This window comes from Bacteroides faecium (genome assembly GCF_012113595.1).
GTDB classification, from domain to species: Bacteria; Bacteroidota; Bacteroidia; order Bacteroidales; family Bacteroidaceae; genus Bacteroides; species Bacteroides faecium.
Genome location: NZ_CP050831.1, coordinates 2057968 through 2082853 on the forward strand (window position 1 = coordinate 2057968; position 24886 = coordinate 2082853).

Here is a 24886-nt window from a genome sequence, read left to right on the forward strand (position 1 = left end):
AATTATAAATGAATAAACAATGAAACATATATATAGAAGATTCATTCTCAGTGCAGTGCTTGTTTTACCGGTTGTTATTTCTGCCGGTGCACAAGAGTTGGCAGGGAATAATACAAGTTCGCTGCAAAACGATTCGTTGGTGCAGGTAGCTTTCCGAAAGGTTTCTCAGAATGATTTATTAGGGGGCACCTCAGTAGTAAACGTGGAGGAATTGACGAAGAAAAATTACGATACATGGAGCTTGGCTGGTATGCAGGGATATATTGGCGGTTACAATGGAAATTCATTGTGGGGAATGGATGAAAAGCTGATATTGGTGGACGGAGTACCTCGTAATATTGATTATATTTCTCCTACGGAAATCAGCCAGATAACCTTTTTGAAAGGTGCGCAAGCTGTGGTGCTCTATGGTAGTCGTGCGGCTAAAGGAGTAATTATGATTACAACCAAAAGAGGTAAGAGTACGGATCTTCAAGTAGATGTACGTGCCAATACAGGGTTTTATGTCGCAAAGAGTTATCCCGAATATTTAGGTTCGGCCGAATACATGACTCTTTATAATGAAGCACGTGCCAATGACGGGCTCGGTGCTCTCTATAGCGCGGAGGATATTTACCATTATGGATCCGGTGAGAATCCTTATCGTTATGCTAATGTGAATATGTATTCGTCGGACTATATCAAGAAGGCATATAATCGTTCGGATGTTACAGCCGAAATTTCGGGTGGCAATCACCGTGCCCATTTTTATACGAATATAAATTATCTCCGTTCCAATGACGTTTTCAAAATCGGTGAAGCGAAGCATAATGGGACCAATGGTTTAAATATTCGCGGTAACGTAGATTTGACATTAAATGACTTTATTACAGCTTATGTAAATGCTAAGGTATCTTTCTATTCACGTCGTAGTGCCAATGGCTCTTATTATTGGAGTGCGGCATCTACATTGCGTCCCAATCGTATTTCTCCGTTGATTCCGTTGAGCTATATTGATGCAAATGCAGCCAGTGCATGGGATTTGGTGGCGAATAGCAATAATATAGTTGATGGAAAATACTTTCTGGCAGGGACACAATCTGATATGACAAATGTATTTGGCGATTATTATGCTTCAGGTTATAGCAAAGCAACAGATCGTTCGTTCCAGTTTGATGCGGGAGTGAACATTGGTTTGGACAAGGTGTTGAAAGGACTCTCTTTTCATACTCGGTTTTCTGTAGATTACTCTACTGCTTATATTACTTCTTATAATAACAGCTATGCCACATATGCTCCTACCTGGTCTAATAATGGGGGGAAAGATATTATTGTCGGTTTGACAAAATACAATGAGGATAAGAAATCCGGTGTGCAGAATATCAGCGGCAGTTCGGATAACCAGACTGTTTTATTCTCCGGCCAGTTCGATTATGAGAACACTTTTAATGATGATCATCATTTGGCTGCCATGTTAATAGTCTCCGGTTATCAACAAAGTTATTCAGGAGAATATCATAAGACAAGCAATGTAAATTTGGGCATGCAGTTGGGATATAACTTCCGCAATAAATATTATGCCGATTTTGGTGGGGCTGTTATACATTCTGCAAAGTTGGCTCCGGGACATCGTAATGCTTTCTCACCTTCTTTGACATTGGGCTGGAAATTATCAAACGAGAGCTTCCTGGAAAATTCTCCGGCAGTGGACGAACTGATGTTGAGTGTGTCCGGCAGTATCTTGAATACGGATTTGGGAATTGACAACTATTATATGTATGATGGTTATTACAACCAGTCGGACGGTGCATGGTGGGGATGGCGCGAGAGTGTATCCCTACACTCTACTAATTCCAAACAAGGGGCGAATGAAGACTTGAGCTTTATCAAGCGTAAAGAGCTTTCAGTTAATCTGAAAACTTCTTTATGGAACCGGATGATAACAGCGGATGCATCTTTCTTTGTTAATTCAATCGAAGGTAAAATCGTGACTTCTACTACTCAGTATCCGGAGTATTTCTTCACTTATTATCCGACCGCTTCGTTTCGTCCGTACATCAACTACGATAATGACCGTCGCATGGGATTTGATTTCAACGTAAACTACAACAAACGTTTTGGCAAGGTTGATTTTACAGCGGGCGTTACCGGAACTTACTATACAACGAAAGCTACCAAGCGGGATGAATTATATCAGGATAAATACCAATATCGTAAAGGATATGCTGTTGACGGTATTTGGGGATTACAGTGCATCGGATTCTTCAAGGATGAGCAGGACATCATCGATTCTCCAGAACAGCGTCTTGGCGGTACAATAAGACCGGGTGATTTGAAGTATGTAGATCAGAATAATGACGGTATAATTGATGATAAAGATCAGGTTTATCTGGCTCGTGGCGGTTGGTATGGAGCTCCCTTGGCGTTGGGTATAAACTTGACTGCTAAATGGAAAGGATTAACTTTCTTTGTATTGGGTACAGGTGAGTTTGGCGGACATGCCATGAAAAACAACGAGTCTTATTATTGGATATCCGGTGAAGATAAATACTCGGCAGTAGTCCGGGGGCGTTGGACTCCGGAAACGGCAGCAACAGCTACTTATCCGCGTCTGACTACAGAAAGTGGAACTAATAACTTTTATTCTTCCGACTTCTGGATGTATAAGACGGATGCTTTCCGTCTGGCAAAAGTACAGGTCACGTATGACCTGCCTTCCAAGTGGTTTAAGAATAGTTTTGTTCATGGAGTATCCGCATATATCAGCGGTTCTGATTTGCTCACAATATCCAAGGAACGCAAGGCACTGGAATTGAATGTTGGCTCCAACCCGCAATGCCGCTTCTATAATTTAGGTGTGACTGCAACTTTCTAATACAGATTATTTCAATAATTAAAGAACGAAATTATGAAAAATATATTCAAATTATTGGCTTTCTTACCTCTGCTGACTGCTTGTGACGATTTGTTTGAACCGGCACTGGAGAACAACAGAGATCTTGAGGCTATGTATAAAGAACCGAGCTATGCGCAGGGTATACTTGCGAACGCTTATATTATACTTCCTTACGAAACTTCACCTACAAGTGACTTGGCTACGGATGATGCTGTGACTAATGAGATTTCCAGTAACTATCTGCGGATGGCTACAGGTTCCTGGACTGCCAATAATAATCCGGTTTCCCAATGGCAGAATCGTTTCAATGCTATCCAGTATATCAATCTTTTTTTGGAGAATGTGGATAAGGTAGAATGGGCGAAAGACGAACGTATCTCTACCATGTTTCTTGATCGTTTGAAAGGAGAGGCTTATGGGTTGCGTGCATTGCATATGTATTATTTGTTACGTGCACATGGTGGTAAGATTGCGGACGGCACATTGATGGGAGTACCTATTATTTTGAAATCGGAAGGACCGGATGCGGATTTTAATCATGCTCGTGCCACTTATTCCGATTGCGTGAAGCAAATAATGGAAGATGCTGATAAGGCTATCGAATTATTGCCGCTCGATTATAAGAAATTTGCAGATAGTGAGATACCGGAAAAATATAAAAACATCGGTGTGACGAATGCGAGTGATTATCGGCGTGTTTGTGGTGAAGAATATAGAGGGTTGATGAGCGGACGGATTGCATTGGCAGTCCGTGCACAAACGGCTCTGTTAGCTGCCAGTCCGGCATTTCAAAGCGGGTCGGGAATGACTTGGGAACAAGCTGCCGATTATGCTGCTGAAATTATAGAGAAAGCTAACGGTGGCGGCGGCTGCGGGCTGGATGCAGATGGATTGGAGTGGTATACACTTGCGGATAAAGATTATGGAACGGGCGGCAGTCCCGCCGAGGTTATTTGGCGTAGTAGTACAGATGATAATAATACATTGGAAACAGCTAACTTCCCTCCATCACTTTACGGAAACGGTCGTGTCAATCCTACCCAGAATCTGGTGGATGCCTTTCCTATGGCGAACGGTTACCCTATTTCTGAAACATCAGGCAATTACGATGCAGAAACCCCGTATGATAACCGTGATCCGCGTTTGGCAAAATACATCGTTTACAATAGTAGCAAGCAAGGTCCTAGTGATACGGAAATTATTACAGGGACTTACGGAACGAATACAGACGTTGTGAATAAGGAAAGCGGAAGGTCTACTCGTACAGGTTATTACTTGCGGAAACTATTGCGTAAAGAGTGTAACCCTAATTCACAGTATAATACAAAGAAGAAGCATTATACCGCACGTATCCGTTATACAGAGATGTTTCTGATTTATGCGGAGGCGGCTAATGAGGCTTGGGGACCACAGAATAATCATGGACATCTTTTTAGTGCTTATGATGTAATCAAAGCCATTCGTACGCGTGCCGATTTAGGTATGGATAATGGAGATGCTTATTTGGAGAGCATAAAGGATAATAAAGACAAGATGCGTGAACTAATCCGTAATGAACGCCGTATCGAACTTTGTTTTGAGAATTTCCGTTTTTGGGATTTACGTCGCTGGAATGTTGATTTGACCAAACTGAATGAAACTGCTCTTGGGGTGGAAATAAGCAAGAATGGTTCTGTAATGAACTACTCTCCGCTTACGGTAGAGAAAAGAAAGTATGAGGAGTATATGATTTACGGGCCAATACCTTTTGCTGAAGTAATGAAGTGGAGCAATCTGGAACAGAATGTCGGTTGGAAATAATTGTAAAATAATAAATAATGAAGCATATGAAATTAATTAAATTAATATTTGCCATGTCAGTTGGAGTCTTTGTTTCATGGACGATGACATCCTGTGAAAATCAAGATAATGAATTTCCTGATTATGAGGGCGGCACTTCAGTCTATTTTGCAACCCAGTATCCGGTGAGAACGTTGGTTATGGGTGAAGATGAGTATGATACGACGCTGGACAATGCTCATAAATGTAAGATTAATGCTACTATGGGCGGTGTTTATGCTAATAAGAAGGATATCACGATAGATATTGAAGTAGACAATACATTGTGTGATAACCTTTATTATTCGTATACTTCTGCATCTGAGAATATGCCGGTAAAAGCTATGCCTTCCAACTACTATACATTATCCGATGATAAGATCACTCTGAAGAATGTATTAATGAATGGTGTGGAAGTCTCATTTACAGATGCTTTCTTTACTGATCCCGAAGCATTGACCGCTACCTATGTCATACCTTTGGTAATGACAGGTGTGACTAATGCTGACCGTATTTTGAATGGTACTTTGTCTGAAGGGGCAGAAGCCGTCAGATGTAATTCGTCAGTGTGGCTGGTGCAACCACAGGATTATGTACTTTATTGTGTGAAATACATCAATAAATGGACTGGTAAGTATCTACGTCATGGCGTGGACAAAGTGACAGAAAACGGGACAACTACCGAGAATGATCGTCATAACGAGTATGTAGAAAATGATGAAATATGTCAGACTGCAACAAAATCCTTGACTGAAACCATTCTTACGGTTACTACCAATTTGGGGACAACGGACAATCCGCGTAACATCAATTATCAGTTACTGCTGACTTTCAATGGCGATGAATGTGTGGTTTCCGGGTTGGACGGCGTTACGGCAACTGGTACAGGCAAGTTTGTTCAAGACGGTGAGAAGAATAGTTGGGGCAATAAAGATCGTGATGCCATTTATTTGGAGTATACTGTTGATTTCGGTAACGGGTTAAAGTTTGAAACGGAAGATACATTGGTTGCGCATAGCCGTGGTGTGGCAAGAGAAGATTTTACGCCGGTCTATGTGAAGAATTAATTGTTAAATCTAGAAGAATATGAAATACTATAATAGAATTTTACTGCTTGCTATGGTTGCCGGAATAACTGTATCTTGTGCGGATGCACTTTTTGCAGACTTCAAGACGGAGAAACCGGAGAGTCTGAAAAAGTATGAGTACTTGAACGAATATGGTGATTTGAAAACATATATTAATCGTACCACCCATCCCGACTTCAAGTTGGGAACGGGGGTCACGGTGAGTGATTTCTTGAAGCAAGATTTGGTTTATACTTTGACTGCCAACAACTATGACGACGTGACGGCTGGTAATGCCATGAAATATAGCTCATGCGTAGATGCCAAAGGGAATATGGATTTCGGTACAGTCAAGAAGTTTGTGAAAACTGCTAAAGAAACGGGAATCAGTATTTACGGACATACGCTCTGTTGGCATTCACAACAGCAAAATGCTTATTTGAATGGGCTGATTGCGGATAAAGAACTGGAACCGGATCCTGGAAGTTCAGAAATCGCACTTCATATAAAAACTTCGAATCCTCAATCGAATGTATGGGATTGGGAATTGTATTATGATTTGGATGAAGCATTAATAGCAAATCAAGAATATACCATAAGTGTGCGGATGAAGGCTTCTTCGGCTATAACCTTTCCGTTTTGGCCGGGGAAGAAAGATGGATCTGACACGCAATATGGTGCAGGGACCTTTTCAGCGGGTGAGCAATGGTCAACTAACACATTTACGTTTACGCCTTCTGCTGATATAGATAGGTTACGATTCTGTTTCGGTTTGTTTGGCGGTGATTTGTATTTTGATGATTTAACATTGACTGCCGTGGGCTCTGAAAAAAATTTGATTGTGAACTCTACTTTCGAAGAAAGCAAAGATCTGTCCCGATGGAGCAAAGCGAGTTGGATTGATTTTGCCTATGGTATAGAGGAGGTTCAGGAAAGTGGATCCGTGTTAACTAATGTATATATATTAGAGGATGACTTTTCAAGTGGGACGGCTATGATGGGCTGGGGAAATAATTCGACTCGGCAGGTGATTGACGGAATACATCAAATGACAAATCCGTCGGAAGTAAATTCTTGGGAAGCACAGGCTGGCTATGATTTTTCAGCTCCTTTGACAGAAGGGACTACCTATTTCTTAAAGATGAAGATTAAAGGCAGTGTAGCAGGTAGCATTGGGGCGGCCTTTCAAAAACCGGACGGATTTGCCGGGCGTGGTGACTTCCCTTCCATACCAATTACAACAGAATGGGAAGAGGTTACTGTATTTACCAACTGCACGGGAGATGCGGCTACTCGTATTCTTTTTAACTATGGGAAGTATGTCGGTACCATCTATATTGATGATTTGTCTATATATTGGCAGAAATCGGGTAATACGATTCCTCTGACTCCTGAAGAGAAAGAAGAAATCCTAACGAACGAACTGGAACGTTGGATTAAAGGTATGTTGGAATCTTGCGGTGGTTATGTTAAAGCATGGGATGTCGTGAATGAACCTATTTCCGGAAAAGATTCGGATGGAGATGGTTATTACGATCTGCAGTCAGCTTCTCAAACAGATGATAATGGTGTCTCCGGTGAAAACTTCTATTGGCAGGATTATTTGGGTGATGATTACGCCCGTATTCCGATTAAGTTTGCGCGTAAGTATTTTGCGGAGTCCGGTGGTAACCCTGATGAGTTGAAGCTTTTTATTAACGACTATAATCTGGAATCCGACTGGGATCAGAATAAGAAGTTAAAGAGCTTGATACATTGGATCGAACGTTGGGAGTCTGACGGGGAAACAAAGGTGGACGGTATCGGTACTCAAATGCATGTGTCTTACTATATGAGTCCTGCTACTCAGGCTAGTAAGGAAAACGCCATTATCAATATGTTTACCCTGTTAGCTTCTACCGGTAAGCTCATAAAGATCACAGAATTGGATATGGGTATTGTCGATGCAGCCGGTGAAACGATACTGACAGAGAATCTGACAGACGAAATGCAGCAGAATATGTCTGATTTCTATCAGTTCATTATTGAGAAATACTTTGAGATTATTCCGGTGGCACAGCAATATGGCATCACTCATTGGAGCCCGACAGACAGCCCTTCTGAAAACTCCTTCTGGAGAAAAGGACAGCCAATTGGTCTGTGGGATTTGAATTACAACCGCAAACCTGTCTATGTCGGTTTCCTTGAAGGTTTGAAAAATGGTACTGCCAGTAAATAAATGAGGTAGAAAACTATCATGTAGTTTATGCTGATTTAGATTAGGCACGCTCGTCCGGATAGCGGAGTCTCTCGATAGAACTCCGCTATTATTTTAAATAGATGTAATTAAATAGATTGATGAAATTATGAAAAGAATAATAGGTATATTAACTTTGTCTTGTCTGCTGTTTTCTGCTTGTGCCAAGGATGAAATTCCGCAAGAGGAAAACGAAAAGAAAACAGAAGAGACAACACCCGGTGATGATACCGGCGGTGATAAATCGGATGATGATCCTGATTCTCCGAAGCTGGTTGTTCCTTTACATGTAGAGGGACGTTATCTGAAAAATGAACAAGGAAAAATAGTCAACTTGCATGGATTTACGCAGACTTATAGTCCTTATTTTAATAACAACGCATGGAGTAATTATGATGTAAGCAGTTGTCTTAGCTATAACAAAAGTATGGTGGATAAAATACTGGCTGCCGGATGGAAATTTAACTTTGTACGTCTGCATATGGATCCTTATTGGAGTGATGATACTACGTTGCCTTATGTGCGTTATGAAGGACATGAACGTTTCTCGGAAACACGTTTCAAGAAGTACCTGAAAGAGTTATTTGTCCCGATGGCGGAATACTTTATTTCTAAAGGGATGTATGTGGTGATGCGCCCGCCGGGAGTTTGTCCACATGCAGGTGATACTGAAGATAACAGGTATCTAGGTCTAGAGTTGGGAGATTCTTATCAGGAGTTTCTGCTGAAAGTGTGGGATATTGTATCGCAGAATGCTGTTGTGAAGAATAATCCCGGAATTATGTTCGAGTTGGCTAATGAACCCGTTCATATAAAAGGTACAGACGGTAAATATGGTGGTGACGGTGATGCTTGCTTCATCAATATGCAAAAGTATTTTCAGGCGATTGTTGATAAAATACGTGGAAATGCTTGTAACAATATTATTTGGGTACCCGGATTGGGCTGGCAATCTCAGTATAGTGGCTATAAAGACCATCGTATCGAAGGAGAAAATATTGGTTTTGCCGTACACTGTTATCCGGGCTGGTATGGAAGTGATGCCGAACAGGACAGTGGTGAAGGAAATGGCTCCTCTACAGGAGGGGGATATGAACCTTTCCAACGTGGTTGGGACAAGCAGGTCGGTCCGGTGGCTAGTTTTGCTCCTGTCATGGTGACTGAGATAGACTGGGCACCGAAGAAATATGATGCAACATGGGGGAAAAGTATTACGGGAGTGGCGAAAGGCGAAGGTTTTGGAGCTAATTTCAAATATATAGCCGATCAATCCGGCAATGTTTCCTGGCTGTTCTTTACTACAAAGTCTCATGAACTGGCTGCTTTTAAGGATGTAGCGGGTGAACCGGGAAACTATACTTTTTTGAATGATCCGGAAGCGTGCCCGTGGGCTATTTATCACTGGTTTAAAGAGTATGCCGAAATGGATGAATAATAATATCAGTTTTGTTACAAGATGAAAAATATTATTTTATTGAGTTGTATGTTATGTGCAAGCATATTTGCCTTTGCACAAGACCCTAATTTCCATATTTACCTTTGTCTAGGACAATCCAATATGGAAGGGAATGCAAAAATAGAAGCGCAGGATACGTGCAATGTCAATGAACGCTTTCTGATGATGGCGGCTGTTGATTGTCCGTCTTTGGGACGTGTCAAAGGACAGTGGTATAAAGCTGTTCCACCATTGGTACGTTGCCATACAGGGTTAACGCCTGCCGATTATTTCGGTCGTACATTGGTGGAAAGGCTGCCTGATAATATGAAGGTGGGTGTCATCAATGTAGCTGTAGGTGGTTGCAAGATTGAACTGTTTGATGAGGAGAATTGCGAAGAGCATATTGCCTCTCAACCGGAATGGCTGAAAAATACCGCGAAAGCGTATGGTAATAATCCTTACCGTAGACTAAAGGAATTGGCTGTAGAAGCACAGAAAGCGGGTGTGATTAAAGGTATCCTCTTACATCAAGGCGAGTCTAATACCGGTGATAAAGAGTGGCCTCAAAAAGTGAAGAGAGTCTATGAGAATCTGTTGAGGGATTTGAATCTTCAGGCAAAGGATGTTCCCTTACTGGCGGGAGAAGTGGTGCATGCCGACCAGAATGGTAGATGTGCAAGCATGAATGAGATAATCAATACGCTGCCGCAAGCGATTCCGACTGCGTACGTGATTCCTTCTTCGGGCTGTCCTGCCGCAGAAGATAATTTGCATTTCACGGCAGAAGGATACAGAAAATTGGGAGTGCGGTATGCCGAGAAACGACTCCTTTTGTTGGAGAAAGAACCAAACTCCGGAATTACTACCGAACCGGCATCCACTAATATTCCGGGATATGACTATCCCCGGGTGGATAAAGAGGGGCGTGCTCATTTTCGTTTCTATGCTCCGCAGGCTACTAAACTACAAGTGGATTGTTGCGGAAAGAAGTATGATATGTGGAAAGATGCCGGAGGACTCTGGACGGTAACGACCGATCCTCTACCTGTAGGATTCCATTATTATTTTCTGATAGCAGACGGAGTGTCGGTAACAGATCCTTCCAGTTACACGTTCTTCGGTTGTTGCCGTGTGGCAAGTGGTATCGAAATCCCTGAAGGTGAAGAGGGGGATTATTATCATCCTCAACAAGTACCTCACGGACAAGTTCGTTCCTGTACGTATTATTCGGAAACACAAAAAGAGTTTCGTCGGTGTATGGTATATACGCCGGCAGAGTATGAAACTCATCCGAAGAAGCGTTATCCGGTACTATATTTGCAGCATGGTATGGGAGAAGATGAAACCGGCTGGAGCACACAAGGACGTATGAATCACATTATGGATAATTTGATTGCATCCGGCAAGTGCGTGCCGATGTTGGTAGTGATGGATAGCGGAGATGTGGAAGCTCCGTTCCGGCCGCGTCCCGGAAAGGATATAAATGAAGAGCGGGCTCTGTATGGCGCAACTTTTTATGATGTTATCCTGAAAGACTTGATACCTATGATAGATCGTACGTTCCGCACCAAGACCGACCGCGAACATCGTGCAATGGCAGGATTGTCGTGGGGAGGACACCAGACTTTCAATACTACACTGCCCCACCTGGACAAGTTCTCTTATATAGGGAGTTTTAGCGGAGCAATTTTCGGATTGGATATGAAAACTTGTTTTAACGGAGTATTTTCCGATGCGGACGGGTTCAATAAAAGGGTGAATTATTTCTTTCTTGGTTGTGGTACGGAAGAACAAATGGGAACAAAGAAAATGGTAGAATCACTCCGCGAATTGGGAATCAAAGTCGATTATTATGAATCGAAAGGTACGGGACATGAATGGTTGACTTGGAGACGTTGCCTGAAAGAGTTTCTTCCAAACCTGTTTAAACATTAAATAATATGAATATGAAACTTAAACAAGTTGCGGCAGTATTGCTGTTTTTAGGGATATTGCCATATCATTTATCTGCGCAAAATCCGATTGTACAAACTTGCTATACTTCAGATCCTGCCCCTATGGTGCATGATGGCACATTGTATGTCTATACGGGACATGATGAAGATAAGGCTGATTTTTTCTGGATGCAGGAATGGCGCGTGTATTCTACCAAAGATATGGTGAACTGGACTGACCATGGTTCTCCTCTTGCTATTGAATCATTTGCTTGGGCGGACGATCGTGCCTGGGCAGCACAGTGCATCGAGCGTAATGGTAAATTCTACTGGTATGTCTGTTTGCACTCTAAACTGACCAATACCATGGCGATCGGTGTGGCAGTCGGTGATACGCCTGTCGGTCCTTTTAAGGATGCCATCGGTAAACCCCTTCATGACGGGAGCTGGGATTATATAGATCCTACCGTATATATAGATGATGACGGTCGTGCTTATCTGTATTGGGGAAATCCGAATATCTATTATGCAGAATTGAATGAAGATATGATTTCTTTGAAAGGTGAAGTGGGCAAACTGGAACAGACTGTTGAAAGCTTTGGTGCACCCAATCCGGAAAAGCGTGTCAAAGGTGTTAAGTATAAAGATACTTATACAGAAGGTCCATGGCTTCATAAACGGGAAGGAAAATACTATCTTCTTTATGCTGCCGGAGGTGTACCCGAACATATTGCCTATTCCATGAGTGACGGACCTCTTGGTCCGTGGAAGTATATGGGAGAAATCATGCCTTTACAAGATACGGGCTCGTTTACTAACCATTGTGGAGTGATAGACTATAAAGGCAATTCTTATTTCTTCTATCATACGGGTAAGCTGCCGGGTGGTGGAGGCTTCGGGCGAAGTGCAGCGGTGGAGCAATTTAAGTATAATGCTGACGGCACTTTCCCGATTATTAATGCTACCCGGGAAGGGGTGTCACCGGTAGGTACGCTCAATCCTTACGAAAGGGTGGAAGCTGAAACAATAGCTTTTTCCGAGGGTGTGAAGTCCGAACCAAATGTGAAAACCGGTATATATATATCTGAAATTCATAATGGAGATTATATAAAGGTACGTGAAGTGGATTTCGGCAATAAATCTCCCAAACGGTTCACTGCTACCGTTGCCAGTGCCCTTCGTGGCGGGACACTTGAAGTACGTACAGACAGTATAAGCGGACCATTAATTGCGGAACTGACTATTCCTTCAACGGGAGGTTGGGAATGCTGGAAAACATTGCAGACTGATATTGTAAAACCGGTCACAGGAATACAAGATATTTATTTTGTATTCAAAGGACGTAAAGGCTGCAAACTGTTTAACTTTGATTGGTACAAGTTTAACAGATAAACATGCTAGAGAGCAGTTGGGTTACTCTTCTTTTTTACTCAACTGCTCTTTCATATACATTGAAGGCGGCATTCCATACAGTTCTTTGAATGTTGTCGAGAAATTGTTAGGATCAGTGAATCCTGTTAACATGGCTATTTCGGATATGGTATGCTGTTTTTCGGACAATAAACGAGCGGCTTCTTTTAAACGTATATTACGTATAAAGTCACGGGTTGTCTGGTTGGTGAGCTCCTTGAGTTTCCTGTGAAGATGTACGCGGCTGATACCTACTTCGGTAGTGATTGTCTCTATCGTTAAGTTAGGGTTGCTGATATTTTCATTAATCACTTTCATGACACGTTCCATCAACTTTTCGTCGGGTGATTTCACTTCCAGTTTCTGAACCTTGTTCTCTTGATCCTGTTGACCTGTAAATACCTTGCGCAACTGTTGGCGTGTATTAATCAGATTTTCCGCTGTCTTTTGCAGGATTTCGATATTGAATGGCTTCATGATATAAGCATCGGCTCCTGTGTTCAGACCTTCCAGATTATCTTCTTCTCTTGTTTTTGCGGTAAGCAAAATGACTGGGATATGGTTGAGGTTTACATTCTGTTTGATTTTTCTGCATAAGGTAAGTCCGTCCATTTCAGGCATCATGATGTCACTGATGACTAAATCCGGAGTCTTTTTAAATATCAGTTCCAGTGCTTCTTTGCCATTACAGCATTCCATGATATGGAATTTGTCCCCGAACTCCTTCGCTATATAATTCCGGATTTCTTCATCATCCTCAACAATTAATACATGATATTTCGTTTTCACCCTGCCTTTCCTTTCTTCCTCTTGTTCTATAGCATGAGAAATGACGGGAGTTACTGGTGCGGCTATTGTTGTCCCTTTTTCATTGTTATCTACTTCTTCCGGACGCAGATGCTTGTTTCCCAATGGCAGCCGGATAATAAACCGGCAGCCCGGTTGTTCTTTATTATTTTCTACAAATATGATTCCGTGGTGCAATTCCACTAGTGAGCGGGTAAGATGTAATCCTATTCCCGTGCCGCCTTTCGGATTGTGCTGGCTGTTGCGAATCTGATAGAAACGTTCGAAGATGTGCTCCTTTTCCTTCTCGTCAATACCGGTTCCGGTATCCGAGATAATTATTTCGGCATATTGTTTCAAGGGCTCAGGTTGGGTGTTATCTTCTCCTGTGCGGATCGTGATATCTATGTTCCCTTTTTCCGGAGTAAACTTGAAGGCGTTGGAAAGAATATTCAGGATAATCTTGTCAAAATTGGTTGTATCCACCCATACATTCAGTTTCCGGAGTGTACAATGAAGTTGTAGCTGGATATTTTTTGTATTTGCCTGTTGACCGAAAGTTGTACATAAATCCTCAATAAAAGGAATAATGTTGGTCTCCCGGAACATCAGGAACATTTGTCCTTTATCAATTTTCCGAATATCCATTAGTTGATTGACAAGATTCAGAATACGTTCCGCATTTCTGTAGATAATATGATATGTTTTCAAGCGTTCATTGTTGTCCTCATTCTTAATCAGTTTCTGTAGAGGGCTGATGATTAGAGACATCGGAGTGCGTATCTCATGAGAGATGTTGATAAAGAACTGCAATTTTGCTTCATTGATTTGTTCGGCATGGATATGTTGCAGCATTTCCTGATGCATTCTGTACCGATGTCTGATCTGAAGAATAACGATAAATATAATGGTCAGTAATAATAAGTAGTAGATAACTTTGGCCCACCATGAAGCATACCATGCAGGAGATATGAAGATGGTAATTTCTTTTATATTTGAATACACAGTGTTGTCTTTTGCTCTGATTTTAAAGTTATAGGTACCGGGTTTCAGATTGCTGAATGAGATACGGTTTACACCTTTGGGCAGGCTAATCCATTTTTCGTTGTTAATGGAATAAAGGTAGTTGATATGTTCGGGGGCATTTAGCTCCAGAGTTGCAAACTCGATACTGAACACATTGTCTTTATAGGATAAATAAAACTCTTTTGCATTAAATACAGGGCAGTTGATAATATTGTGAATACCGGATTTCATTCCTTTTCTGACCGGATTGTTATGCAGAAAAAAGTCGGTAATACGTATGTTCCATATTTTTGCCGGATTGATAATGTCTTGAGGGCTGAAGTAGGTGATGCCATTCATGCCTCCAAACCAGATGGTGCCCTGCTCATCTTTGAATGAGGCATTCTTGTAGAACTCATTCCCTTGTAATCCGTCACCTACATAATAATTGATGAATTTGTTGTTTTTCTTTTGAAATTGGGATATTCCCGCATTGCTGCTTATCCACAGGAAATCATCCTCGTCTCCTTGTATTGCATATATTGTGTTGCTGGGCAATCCATCCGCGGTGGTATAGGTCGTTATTTCTTTAGTCTCCTTGTTCCAACTTGACAGCCCTTCGGAACTTCCAAGCCATATAATTCCATGGTTGTCTTCATAAATTGAATAGATTACGTGCTGCGATAATATCTTGTAGCTATGAAAATCAGGGCTATCAAGGTCAATGCAGTTCATTCCGTCATAAGTTCCTACATATAATTTATTGTCATCAGAATAGTGCAGGCAACCTATCCATTCATTTATCAAGGAAGAATTGGATTGTACAGAGGTGAACTTCTGTGTTTTGAGGTCATAATAAAATAGTCCGAATCCCATTGTCGCAACCCAAAGACGTTTGTTTTTATCTTCTGCAAAGTCATATACACGTTGTATATAGTTATTGTTCTTGTCCACTAGCTTGTACTGGTAACTACATTGTCCTGTTCGTTTGTCCAGTTTTCCCATACCGTTGATAAATGAACCTATCCAAATGTTATCTTCTGAATCTTCATATAGTTTTATAACAGTTGAAGGTACTGAATTGGGATGATTGGTATGTGAGAAATGTTTTGCGGGTTCTAACTTTTCTGTGAGAGCGTAAATACCGTCGTTGTCTGTTCCTACCCATAATATGCCATTATTGTCCTTGCAAAATGAAGTAATGCAACTGGAACCTATAATATTCTTGTCCATGGACTTGTGTCCTATATACTTGAAACTGTTGGTCCGGGCAGGTATTTGTATGACCCCTTTCTGATAAACAGCCAGCCATAAGTTACCGGAATTATCTTTTAGGATAGAATGTATTTTTGATTTATTGGAGTCAAAGTAACTGTTGTCGAACCGATATTCAGAGATTCTATGAGTCTTATTGTTGTAGATATTCATTCCTTTCCCGTCAGTCCCGATATATAATTCATTCGGGCTTGCGGAATAGAGGAAGCTGACAGGAAGTTCTTTTGTTTCTTTGAAGTCAACGGGTGCGAAAGTATCGGATTTCTTATCGTAGGCGAATAATCCTTTTCTCATACTCCCTACATAAATATTTCCCTGTGGGTCCTCACAAATACTGTTGATGTATCCGTTGTCTTTAGACAAATACAGGGAGAGCTGATTTTTTGGATCGAGCCGATATAATCCTTCTTCTCCTTTGGACATCCAAATATTCAGCTTTCTGTCTTCAATCATATACCCCGGTGAGGTTATGGAAGCATTAATCTGTTGAACTGTCAATTGGTTGTTTTTAATATTCAGTTTGCACAATACATTGCCTGATATCCATACTTCTCCATTTCTTCTTTCGATAATGGATACGATGTTGCTTTCAAATATTTCTCCATTATCTTCCCATTTTGCAAGTGGGGTAAAGTTATCAGTGGCGGGATCATACATTTGAACTCCCATATATGTACCGATAAGCAGATGTCCTTTACTATCTTCAAATACAGTACGGACAAAACTATGGGCCAATGAATGCTCATTAGCGGGTTCATGTTTGTAAATAGTAAATTTTGCACCGTCGTAACGGTTCAGCCCGTCTTCTGTCGCAATCCAGATGAAGCCGTTCCGATCTTGATACATATGATTAATCAGACTACTGGATAGTTCTCTGTCAGCAGTAAATAACTTGGGAGATTGCCCGTTGCATAACAAAGAAAATAATAGTAATAGAAAGGTTAATACATTTTTCATGTTCATCAGATCAATGTTTGTAGTACAAAAGAAGCTAAAAACCTAAATATAACCTAATAAAAGAGGAATATTTTAAATGGCTTCTGAGGTTCTGGTTTGATGTTGTAACAAGACAAGGTGGACAATGTAACATGGATAAAGATGCTACCTATTTATGACATAGGCTCTACCGGCCTTTGTCTCAATATCATATTCATATACCTTTTGCAATTGAGGAGATTCAGGCTTCAGTCCTTTAGCCATCAAAGGTTTCTTAACCGGAGTGGCGGTGAATAGTGGATTTGGGCATTCTCTGTCTGCTTGTTTCAAGCCTTTTCCTTTCAGTGGAACATAAGACCGGATACGGAGGATGCCACCTATATTGGAGTGGATGGTTGCTTTATTCAATAAATTATTTTTCCAATCCATATCAACTGTGAAATTGCCCCGTGCTACTAATCCTTTCACACTTCCTTCTTCCCATGCATCAGGCAATGCGGGCAATAGATGTACAGCACCGTCGTGACTTTGAAGTAACATTTCCGCTACTCCGGCTGTATAACCGAAATTACCATCGATTTGGAAAGGTGGATGAGCATCCAGCATGTTGGGATAAGTACGTCCGTTCGGATATTCTTTGACCATATTATCATTAGGTAATAGTTGAATCATGTTTTTGATAATTTGGAAGGCATGGTTCCCATCCTGCATACGTGCCCAGAAATTGACTTTCCAACCGATACTCCAACCTGTAGCTTTATCGCCGCGTTGTAGCAATGTGTTTCTTGCTGCTTGAAATAATTCAGGGTTTGAGTACGGAGAGATTTGATTGCTGGGGTATAGCCCATACAAATGTGAAATATGGCGGTGTTCATCTTTGGGATCATCGATGTCTTCCAGCCATTCTTGCAATTGGTTATGTTTTCCAATTTGCATGGGTGGAAGTTTCTCTAGTGTTTGTTTGAGAGAATCTTGGAAAGAAGGAGCTTCACCCGCGATTTGTGAAGCTAATAAAGTATTATATAGCGCATCAAAAGCGATTTGGCTATCCATGGTACATCCGGCAGTAATCGGACCATGTTCCGGTGATACGGAGGGAGCTACTACCAACCATTTATAGGTAGGATGTTCCACGAGAAAGTCCATATAGAATTGTGCGGTTCCTTTCAGTATCGGATAATATTCCTTTAGAAATTCTTTATCTCCGGTAAAGAGATAATGTTGCCAGATATGTTGAGCTAACCATGCACCGCCACTAGGCCACATTCCGGCTGCGGCAAAGTCTACAACTCCGCAAATTCGCCATAAATCAGTATTATGATGCGCCATCCATCCCCTACAATCATACATGTTTCGGGCTGTTTCTGCTCCTGTGACAGATAAATTTTTCAACATGGAGAATAGTGGACTATGTGTTTCACTTAAATTGGTGACTTCTGCCGGCCAATAGTTCATTTCTGTATTAATATTAATTGTGTACTTGCTATCCCACGGGGCATATGTGCTGTTATTCCATATTCCTTGCAAATTGGCTGGTTGTCCTCCCGGCTGTGAGGAAGAAATCAGCAGATAACGTCCATATTGGAAAAGCAAGGCTGCCATTGCCATGTCTTTGCCTTTCCCGAAGTTTTCAATTCGCTGGGGAGTTTCTATTTGAGATGCCTCACTTGACGGCAAATGAAGTTGGACACGGTCGAATTGTTTTTTATAGAAGGAGATATGGTCTTTTAGAGCTTTTTCATAAGGAATGAGTGTTGCTTCTTTCAGATAATTAGAAGTCCGTCGGGATTCATCTGCGCTGACATTCTGGTAATTCACGTAGTTTGTAGCTGCCGATATGTAAAGAGTTGCTTCTGTACCACCGTCTATCTGAAGAATATTGCCTGCCGGGTGGATAATGCCATCTGTTTTCACTTGAACCTGACATTCTGCGCGTAGTGCGGCTTTCATACCTTCCTGTTCTTTTCCTTGACAGGTGATAGTCAGTTTGTCATTTTGAGCATTGACCTCATTTTTCAATGGGCAGTTGTATGACACATTGAAATTTAATGCATTGGGTCGACTCGCCTTGATGTGCATAATGATGACATTATCCGTGAATGAGGCGAAAGTAGTACGGGTGTAGTTTATACCATTCACTTGATAGCGGGTAGTAGTTGTTGCATTTTCCAGATTCAAGTCGCGGTAGAAGTCGGAGGCATCCTTATGTCCGGGGAACTCCAGATACAGATTTCCCAATGTCAGATAGCTCATTCCGTGTTGCCGGGTTAGAAAATTGGCATCGATGAGCCTTTGTGCTTCCTGGTTTCTTTCTTCAAATATCAGTTTGCGCACAATAGGCAGGACATGTACTGCATTCGGGTTATTATTGTTATAAGGAGAGCCTGCCCAAAACGTTTCTTCATTAAGTTGCAGTTCTTCACGTTCGGTTCCTCCATATACCATCGCCCCAAGGCGGGAATTACCGATAGGAAGAGCTTCCGACCAGTTCTGTGCCGGTTGGCTGTACCAAAGTTTCAAATCTTGTCCTGAAACTAAATGACTTGTTAACAGGAGTAACAGGAAGAGTGTGTTTCTATTCATAATTATAGTCTTTGTATAAAATTGTCGGATGTATTTGTTGCAAAGGTAGATTATTTATGTGTTACAAAAGATAAAATATGTATCCGATTATTTGTCTGTAGGTTGCTTCTCCCTGTGGTTGTGTTACCAATACTATGATGTATGTTACATACGGCTTATTGAGGGTGGATTTTTTTTGCTTTTTGTATGAGAACGAAGTATTTTTGCAATATAAGTTTGAAAAGTGGAAGCATCAAACGAGTGTCTTGAATAACTGATAAAATGCATTATAATAATCATGATTACTGTAAAGAATGCATTTATACTATTGGCAGTCACATTGATTGTGCAACCTTTTTCAGAACAGATAATTGGCAATATGAAGAAGTTGATTTTATTTTTTATTGTATCAGTTTGTTGTTTGTCGTTGTATGCACAAACGAAGTATCAGAGTAGAGTGATGACAGATACGCTCTACAGTAACGTATTAAAAGCAAAGCGTGCATATACAGTTTATCTTCCTAAGAGTTTCGAACAGGATAAAAAGAAAATGTATCCTGTTCTCTACCTGTTGCATGGTATGTGGGAGAAAAATGATGTATGGATGAATCGCGGGCATGTAAAGGATGTGATGGACTGTCTTACAGCCAGTGGGGAAGCTCGTGAAATGATAATAGTCTGCCCCGATGCGGGGGGAGGAGATCCGAATATCTTTCAGAATGGGTATTTCAATATGCCGGGTTGGGCGTATGAAACATTCTTTTTTACGGAGTTTCTGCCCTATGTAGAGAAACGTTTTCGTGTGATGGGTGATAAACAGCATCGGGCTATAGCAGGACTTTCGATGGGTGGTGGCGGAGCTACTTGTTATGGGCAACGCTATACAGAACTTTTCTGTGCAGTCTATGCTATGAGTGCATTGATGGATATTCCGGAAGAAGGGGCCGCCCGCTTTAATGATCCAAATGGTAAATTGGCAGTTTTGACTCGTTCGGTTATAGAAAAAAGTTGTGTGAAATATGTTACCGGGGCAGATGAAGAACGGAAGAATGAACTGCGCAGTGTAGCTTGGTTTGTAGATTGTGGTGACGATGACTTCTTACTCGACCGTAATATTGAATTTTATCGTGCAATGAGGCAGGCTGATATCCCCTGTCAGTTTCGTGTGCGCGATGGAGGGCATACTTGGGAATATTGGCATTCGGCTCTCTATATTTGTTTGCCTTTTATTAGTCGGTTGATGGGTGTGTGATTTTGTTTTATACTTCAAACTTTCCATATCGCACCTCTTCCACTCTTACAAGTTTCCATCCTTGAAATACTAACGTAATACTTTTCAACTCCGTGGTAGGACCTTTCTCTATAATTTCCTGAACCACACTGGCATTCTCACCGAAGGTTTTGTCTATATGGATAAGGTGGCGCAACTTATTATAGTCAGTACGGATATTTGCATCGAGCATTATTGAACGGAAATCAGTGTTACCGTAAGTTTCATTTTATATCTTCTATGTCACATTGTCCTTCAACAGGCTGTCCGGTTGCTGTTTTTGTGATAGCTGCATTGAAAAAAGATATAGATTCCTTTTATTTAGGAAAGAAAATTGTATTTTTGTCCTAAATAAAAGGAAAGACTATGAGGAAAGATGTTATTAAGTCGCTTATTGCTATTAAGCAGAGTGAAATTCCGTTTGATGTTATTGAGCGCGATATAAAGCTACCGATAGAGCGTAAGAAGATTATTACTGTTCCCGGTGTGCGTCGTTGCGGTAAATCCACTTTGATGGAGATTGCTATAAATATGCTTGTAGAAAGTGGAGTTTCACGAGAGAATATCTTGTGGCTGGGCTTTGATGATGAGCGTTTGAGAAGTATGACATCGGAAGATTTGGATGAGGTTATTGTTGCATATATGGAGATGTTTCCGAATATACCAATTAAAGATGTATATATGTTTTTTGATGAAATCCAGCTTATCAAGAATTGGGAGTATTTTGTACTGCGAGTCTATAAGACCTATTGCAAAAACATGTATGTATGTGGAAGCAATGCTACGATGCTTTCGACGGAATTAAGTTCGGCATTGAGGGGATACCCACTCGAATATGAGACCTATCCGCTTTCTTTTAATGAATATTGTCGTTTCACGGGGATTAATACCAATAGTTATCTTGAACAGGACAGGGTTAGATTGAGAATTGCCTTTGAAGAGTATAATCGGGAAAGTGCATTTCCGGAAATCGTGTTGACCCCGTCAAAGTCGGAACAATTGAAATTGTTGCACGGATATTTTGATACGATGTTGCTGAAGGATTTGGCTGAGCATTATAAAATATCGAATATTGGTGTTGTAAGGTACTTTGTAAAGCGTATTATGGCAAATCTCACTAAACCGACATCAATCAATGGTATATACAAAGATATCAAGTCGCAAGGTTTGAAAGTGGGCAAGGATGATTTATATCTTTGGGCGAACTATATATGCGATATTTTTATGTTCGTTCGTATTTCTAAGTATGACCGCTCTTTGGTTAAGGAACAGAAATCGCTCGACAAGTATTATTGCATAGATAATGGTATGCGAAGTGCAGTGCTTATGCCTCAAAGCAATGATAACGGAAAGAATTTGGAGAATACGGTTTTTATGCAGTTGAATCGGATAAAACTACCTTCGGATAAGATTTCGTATTATCAAGGTGATACCGAATGTGACTTTGTAATTCAACGTGGAGATAGCGTGGTACAGCTCATACAAGTGACATGGGATATGTCGAATGAAGATACTCGTGAACGCGAGATTTCCGGCATAAGGGAAGCTTCCGTGGCAACTGGATGTGACAATTTGCTTATTGTCACGAAAGATGAAGAGGCAGTAATCACCTATGAAGACAAGCAGATTAATATTGTACCGGCCTGGAAATGGTTATTACAAAATGTTTGATTGGTGTGAGTTTAAATCTGAAAAAGGGGATATGTCGTTATGTACGATGTATCCCCTCAATTACTGTTATTTCTTTAATGTTTCCGGTGCTCCCAAATAGCTCGGTTTCAATTCGCCTGCATGAATCAGAATCTTTTCAATCACGATTCCCGGGTCTAACGGGCGGATGCGTAAAGTATGTTTCCCTTTCTTCTTCAATTCATGAATGGAGCGGGATTCGATAATCGGATTTGCCTGCCACTTACCTAACTCACCATTATAGTGCCCGTTGAAATTAATGATTTGTTCTTTGCCGCCATCAAAACAAACTGCATAACTCAATCCTTTGTTATCATTGAAATTGAGTGTAGGGGCAAGTAGCAATTCTACTCTTACATTCCCTGTCTTTTCCATTTCAATATCGTATTCCAGGTACATTTTCTCCGGTGTCTTAGTTACAGGGAGTGTGGTGATGCCCGATAGTGTTTTCCCGAAATCGGGAATAATACTCCAGCTCGTTTCTCCTTCAGCTATTGAACGGGTGAAATGTTCGGCTTCGATGGAGACATATCCGTCAATCTCTTTAAAAACATAACCGGTAGAACGTTCAGGGATACGGATTACTTTAGGCATTATCTGCTTCTCCGGATTGTTCCAGGAAGTATATCCGATATGTGTCTGGCTCATAAGATGATTCCATTTACCGTTTGCTATTACTTTGTGATAGTAGTCAGTCAGTATAGAATCCCGTTGGAAGCAGGCTGCCACCTTGTCTGCCCATTCGTTGGCTTCCGGGTTCTTTTGGGCAGCTAGCTTTTGGTTCTTTGCTTGAGCATAATACATATTGTACAGATTAGCACAGGCTTGAACAGGGAAAGAAATAAGTTGGTCGTAAGCATCCCTGTATTCAGAAGATAATAAGAACCCTAGATTGTGAGCATCTAATGCCAAAGTATTATATTCGTTTACTACACGTTCCCATTCTCCATAGTTGAAACTATAAGTCTTGGCAGTCAACATTTCGGGAGTGACCCGGCGGTTGTATTTTGTATAAAGAGAAAGGATGCGTGCCGCTTCTTTGGCGTATTTTTGTCCGAACTGTTGTGCGCAGAAATCTTCTACATGTTGCTGTAAATTCCCAGCATTGAATTTCTCAGGATTCCAGGCCATATCCAGGAAAAAGGTGATGGGATATTCCATTGGCTTCAGGTCGCCTACATTCACAATCCATAGTTTACGGACACCATACTCATAAGTCAGATTCATCTGTTCCCAAACGCGTGGTATGGGACTGATATTAATCCATTTGGAATTGCGGGGAGCGCCTACATAGTCGAAATGGTAATACATGCCATAACCGCCGGCACGGGGCTTCTCGTTCAGTCCCGGGAGTTTGCGCACATTCCCCCAGTTGTCGTCACACAACAACAATGTGACATCGTCAGGAACGCGCATCCCTTTGTCATAATAATCCTGTACCTCTTTGTAAAGAGCCCATACCTGCGGAGTCTCCTTAGCTTTTTTGCCTGTTACTTTCTCGATAATCTTGCGTTGGTCTTTGACTATATTCTCTAACAAGGTAATATTGGAGCCCTCGCTCATCGGTTCGTCACCATCTCCGCGCATACCGATTGTGACAACTGTTTCCCAGTCTTTGGCACGCTCTATCCCATACGTCCAGAAATCACGTAAACCTTTGGCATTGTGGTTATAATCCCAGGCTCCCTCGCCCCGGCGTTTCCAGTCCTGTTGTGCCAATGCCATCGGCTCGTGGTGGGAAGTTCCCATCACGATGCCCATGGTGTCGGCTAATGCCCCATTCTGCGGGTCGTCATCATAAAATGCGCTTCCCCACATGGCAGGCCACATAAAGTTACCCTTCAGGCGTAATACCAATTCGAAAACATGTTTATAGAATTTGCTGTTGAATCCACCGAATTTCTCTTTAGACCAGTTGCCCAGACAAGGCCATTCATCGTTTAGGAAGATACCCCGATATTCCACTTTGGGTTCACCGTCGGTATATATGCCGGGCTTTACATATACATTTTTTTGTTTGGCGACAGGCACGTCCGCCCACCAATACCAGGGAGATACTCCCATTTGTCTGGAGAGCTCGTAGATACCATAGATAGCTCCCCGCTTGTCGCTGCCTGCGATGACAAGTGCTTCGTCCACTCCCTCACAAGGAGAGGAGACTACTTGCAGAAGATATTTTTCCCTTTTACCTTCCAGCTCTTTCTTATCCAGTTTTCCGGAAGACAATAGTTGTTGAATCAGGGGTGTCTGACAGGTTCCTATCAGAATAGTACGTTTACTGTTTGTATTCGTAGTTATTTCAGGTTTGATGCCACATATGCGGAATAAATCCTGTTGCAGATTGTCTACTGCCATTCTCACCCCTTTATCTTCGCTGGCATCTATTCTTATCGGACAGGTTTTTCCTTCCGCTATTAACGGGAAGTGACTGGCTGTCGGTTTAAATACGATAAATTGGTCAGCGGAAAAAGCGGAAAGGCTGATGACCGACAGACACAATGACAAAAATATCTTCTTCATGGTTTACAAATAAAATGGTTAATCACGATTTGTTTTCTCTGATGGCAAAGGTAAGGCATCCGCTC

Annotated in this window: 11 protein-coding genes and 2 pseudogenes; 9 read left to right on the forward strand and 4 right to left on the reverse strand. The window is 41.4% G+C overall.

Going from position 1 to position 24886, the window contains the following annotated elements; translation table 11 throughout:
* Positions 1 to 19: 19 nt before the first annotated feature.
* The 7 genes and pseudogenes from BacF7301_RS07210 (at position 20) to BacF7301_RS07240 (ending at position 12760) form a co-directional block, all read left to right on the forward strand.
* Positions 20 to 2854: a SusC/RagA family TonB-linked outer membrane protein gene (locus tag BacF7301_RS07210; RefSeq protein WP_167961559.1), complete on the forward strand. Its 2835-nt coding sequence runs from the start codon at positions 20 to 22 to the stop codon at positions 2852 to 2854.
* Positions 2855 to 2887: 33 nt separating this feature from the next.
* Entirely contained in the window at positions 2888 to 4675 is a 1788-nt protein-coding gene (locus BacF7301_RS07215) for a RagB/SusD family nutrient uptake outer membrane protein (RefSeq protein WP_167961561.1), read from the forward strand.
* Between the two features lie 26 nt (positions 4676 to 4701).
* On the forward strand, positions 4702 to 5760 hold the full coding sequence (locus tag BacF7301_RS07220) for a DUF5627 domain-containing protein (protein ID WP_209319511.1): 1059 nt from the start codon (positions 4702 to 4704) through the stop codon (positions 5758 to 5760).
* 19 nt (positions 5761 to 5779) lie between these two features.
* Positions 5780 to 7978, forward strand: coding sequence for an endo-1,4-beta-xylanase (locus BacF7301_RS07225; RefSeq protein ID WP_167961565.1), 2199 nt, complete (start codon positions 5780 to 5782; stop codon positions 7976 to 7978).
* A gap of 127 nt (positions 7979 to 8105) precedes the next feature.
* Positions 8106 to 9419, forward strand: a pseudogene (locus BacF7301_RS07230) (glycoside hydrolase family 5 protein); the annotation flags it as partial.
* A 33-nt stretch (positions 9420 to 9452) separates the two neighbouring features.
* Positions 9453 to 11369 carry a sialate O-acetylesterase gene (locus BacF7301_RS07235; protein ID WP_167961569.1) on the forward strand — a complete coding sequence of 639 codons (1917 nt, stop codon included), beginning with the start codon at positions 9453 to 9455 and terminating at the stop codon, positions 11367 to 11369.
* Positions 11370 to 11374: 5 nt separating this feature from the next.
* Positions 11375 to 12760, forward strand: a complete 1386-nt coding sequence (locus tag BacF7301_RS07240) for a glycoside hydrolase family 43 protein (protein ID WP_167961571.1) — start codon at positions 11375 to 11377, stop codon at positions 12758 to 12760.
* Between the two features lie 21 nt (positions 12761 to 12781).
* On the opposite strand, the gene BacF7301_RS07245 is transcribed toward BacF7301_RS07240, so the two are convergent.
* Positions 12782 to 16801, reverse strand: coding sequence for a hybrid sensor histidine kinase/response regulator transcription factor (locus BacF7301_RS07245; RefSeq protein WP_167961573.1), 4020 nt, complete (start codon positions 16799 to 16801; stop codon positions 12782 to 12784).
* A 144-nt stretch (positions 16802 to 16945) separates the two neighbouring features.
* The gene (locus tag BacF7301_RS07250; protein WP_167961575.1) at positions 16946 to 19363 is read right to left on the reverse strand and encodes a glycoside hydrolase family 95 protein; all 2418 of its coding nucleotides are present in this window, start codon (positions 19361 to 19363) and stop codon (positions 16946 to 16948) included.
* 358 nt (positions 19364 to 19721) lie between these two features.
* Between BacF7301_RS07250 and BacF7301_RS07255 the strand changes: the two genes are divergently transcribed.
* Positions 19722 to 20594, forward strand: a complete 873-nt coding sequence (locus BacF7301_RS07255; RefSeq protein WP_167967136.1) for an alpha/beta hydrolase — start codon at positions 19722 to 19724, stop codon at positions 20592 to 20594.
* A gap of 91 nt (positions 20595 to 20685) precedes the next feature.
* Here BacF7301_RS07255 and BacF7301_RS26150 read toward each other — a convergent pair.
* Positions 20686 to 20811 (reverse strand): annotated as a pseudogene (locus BacF7301_RS26150) (AAA family ATPase); the annotation flags it as partial.
* A gap of 167 nt (positions 20812 to 20978) precedes the next feature.
* Here BacF7301_RS26150 and BacF7301_RS07265 point away from each other — a divergent pair.
* Positions 20979 to 22283: an ATP-binding protein gene (locus BacF7301_RS07265; RefSeq protein ID WP_167961577.1), complete on the forward strand. Its 1305-nt coding sequence runs from the start codon at positions 20979 to 20981 to the stop codon at positions 22281 to 22283.
* 66 nt (positions 22284 to 22349) lie between these two features.
* On the opposite strand, the gene BacF7301_RS07270 is transcribed toward BacF7301_RS07265, so the two are convergent.
* Positions 22350 to 24821 (reverse strand): glycosyl hydrolase 115 family protein, encoded by a 2472-nt coding sequence (locus BacF7301_RS07270; RefSeq protein WP_167961578.1) that lies wholly within the window; start codon positions 24819 to 24821, stop codon positions 22350 to 22352.
* Between the last annotated feature and the right edge of the window lie 65 nt (positions 24822 to 24886).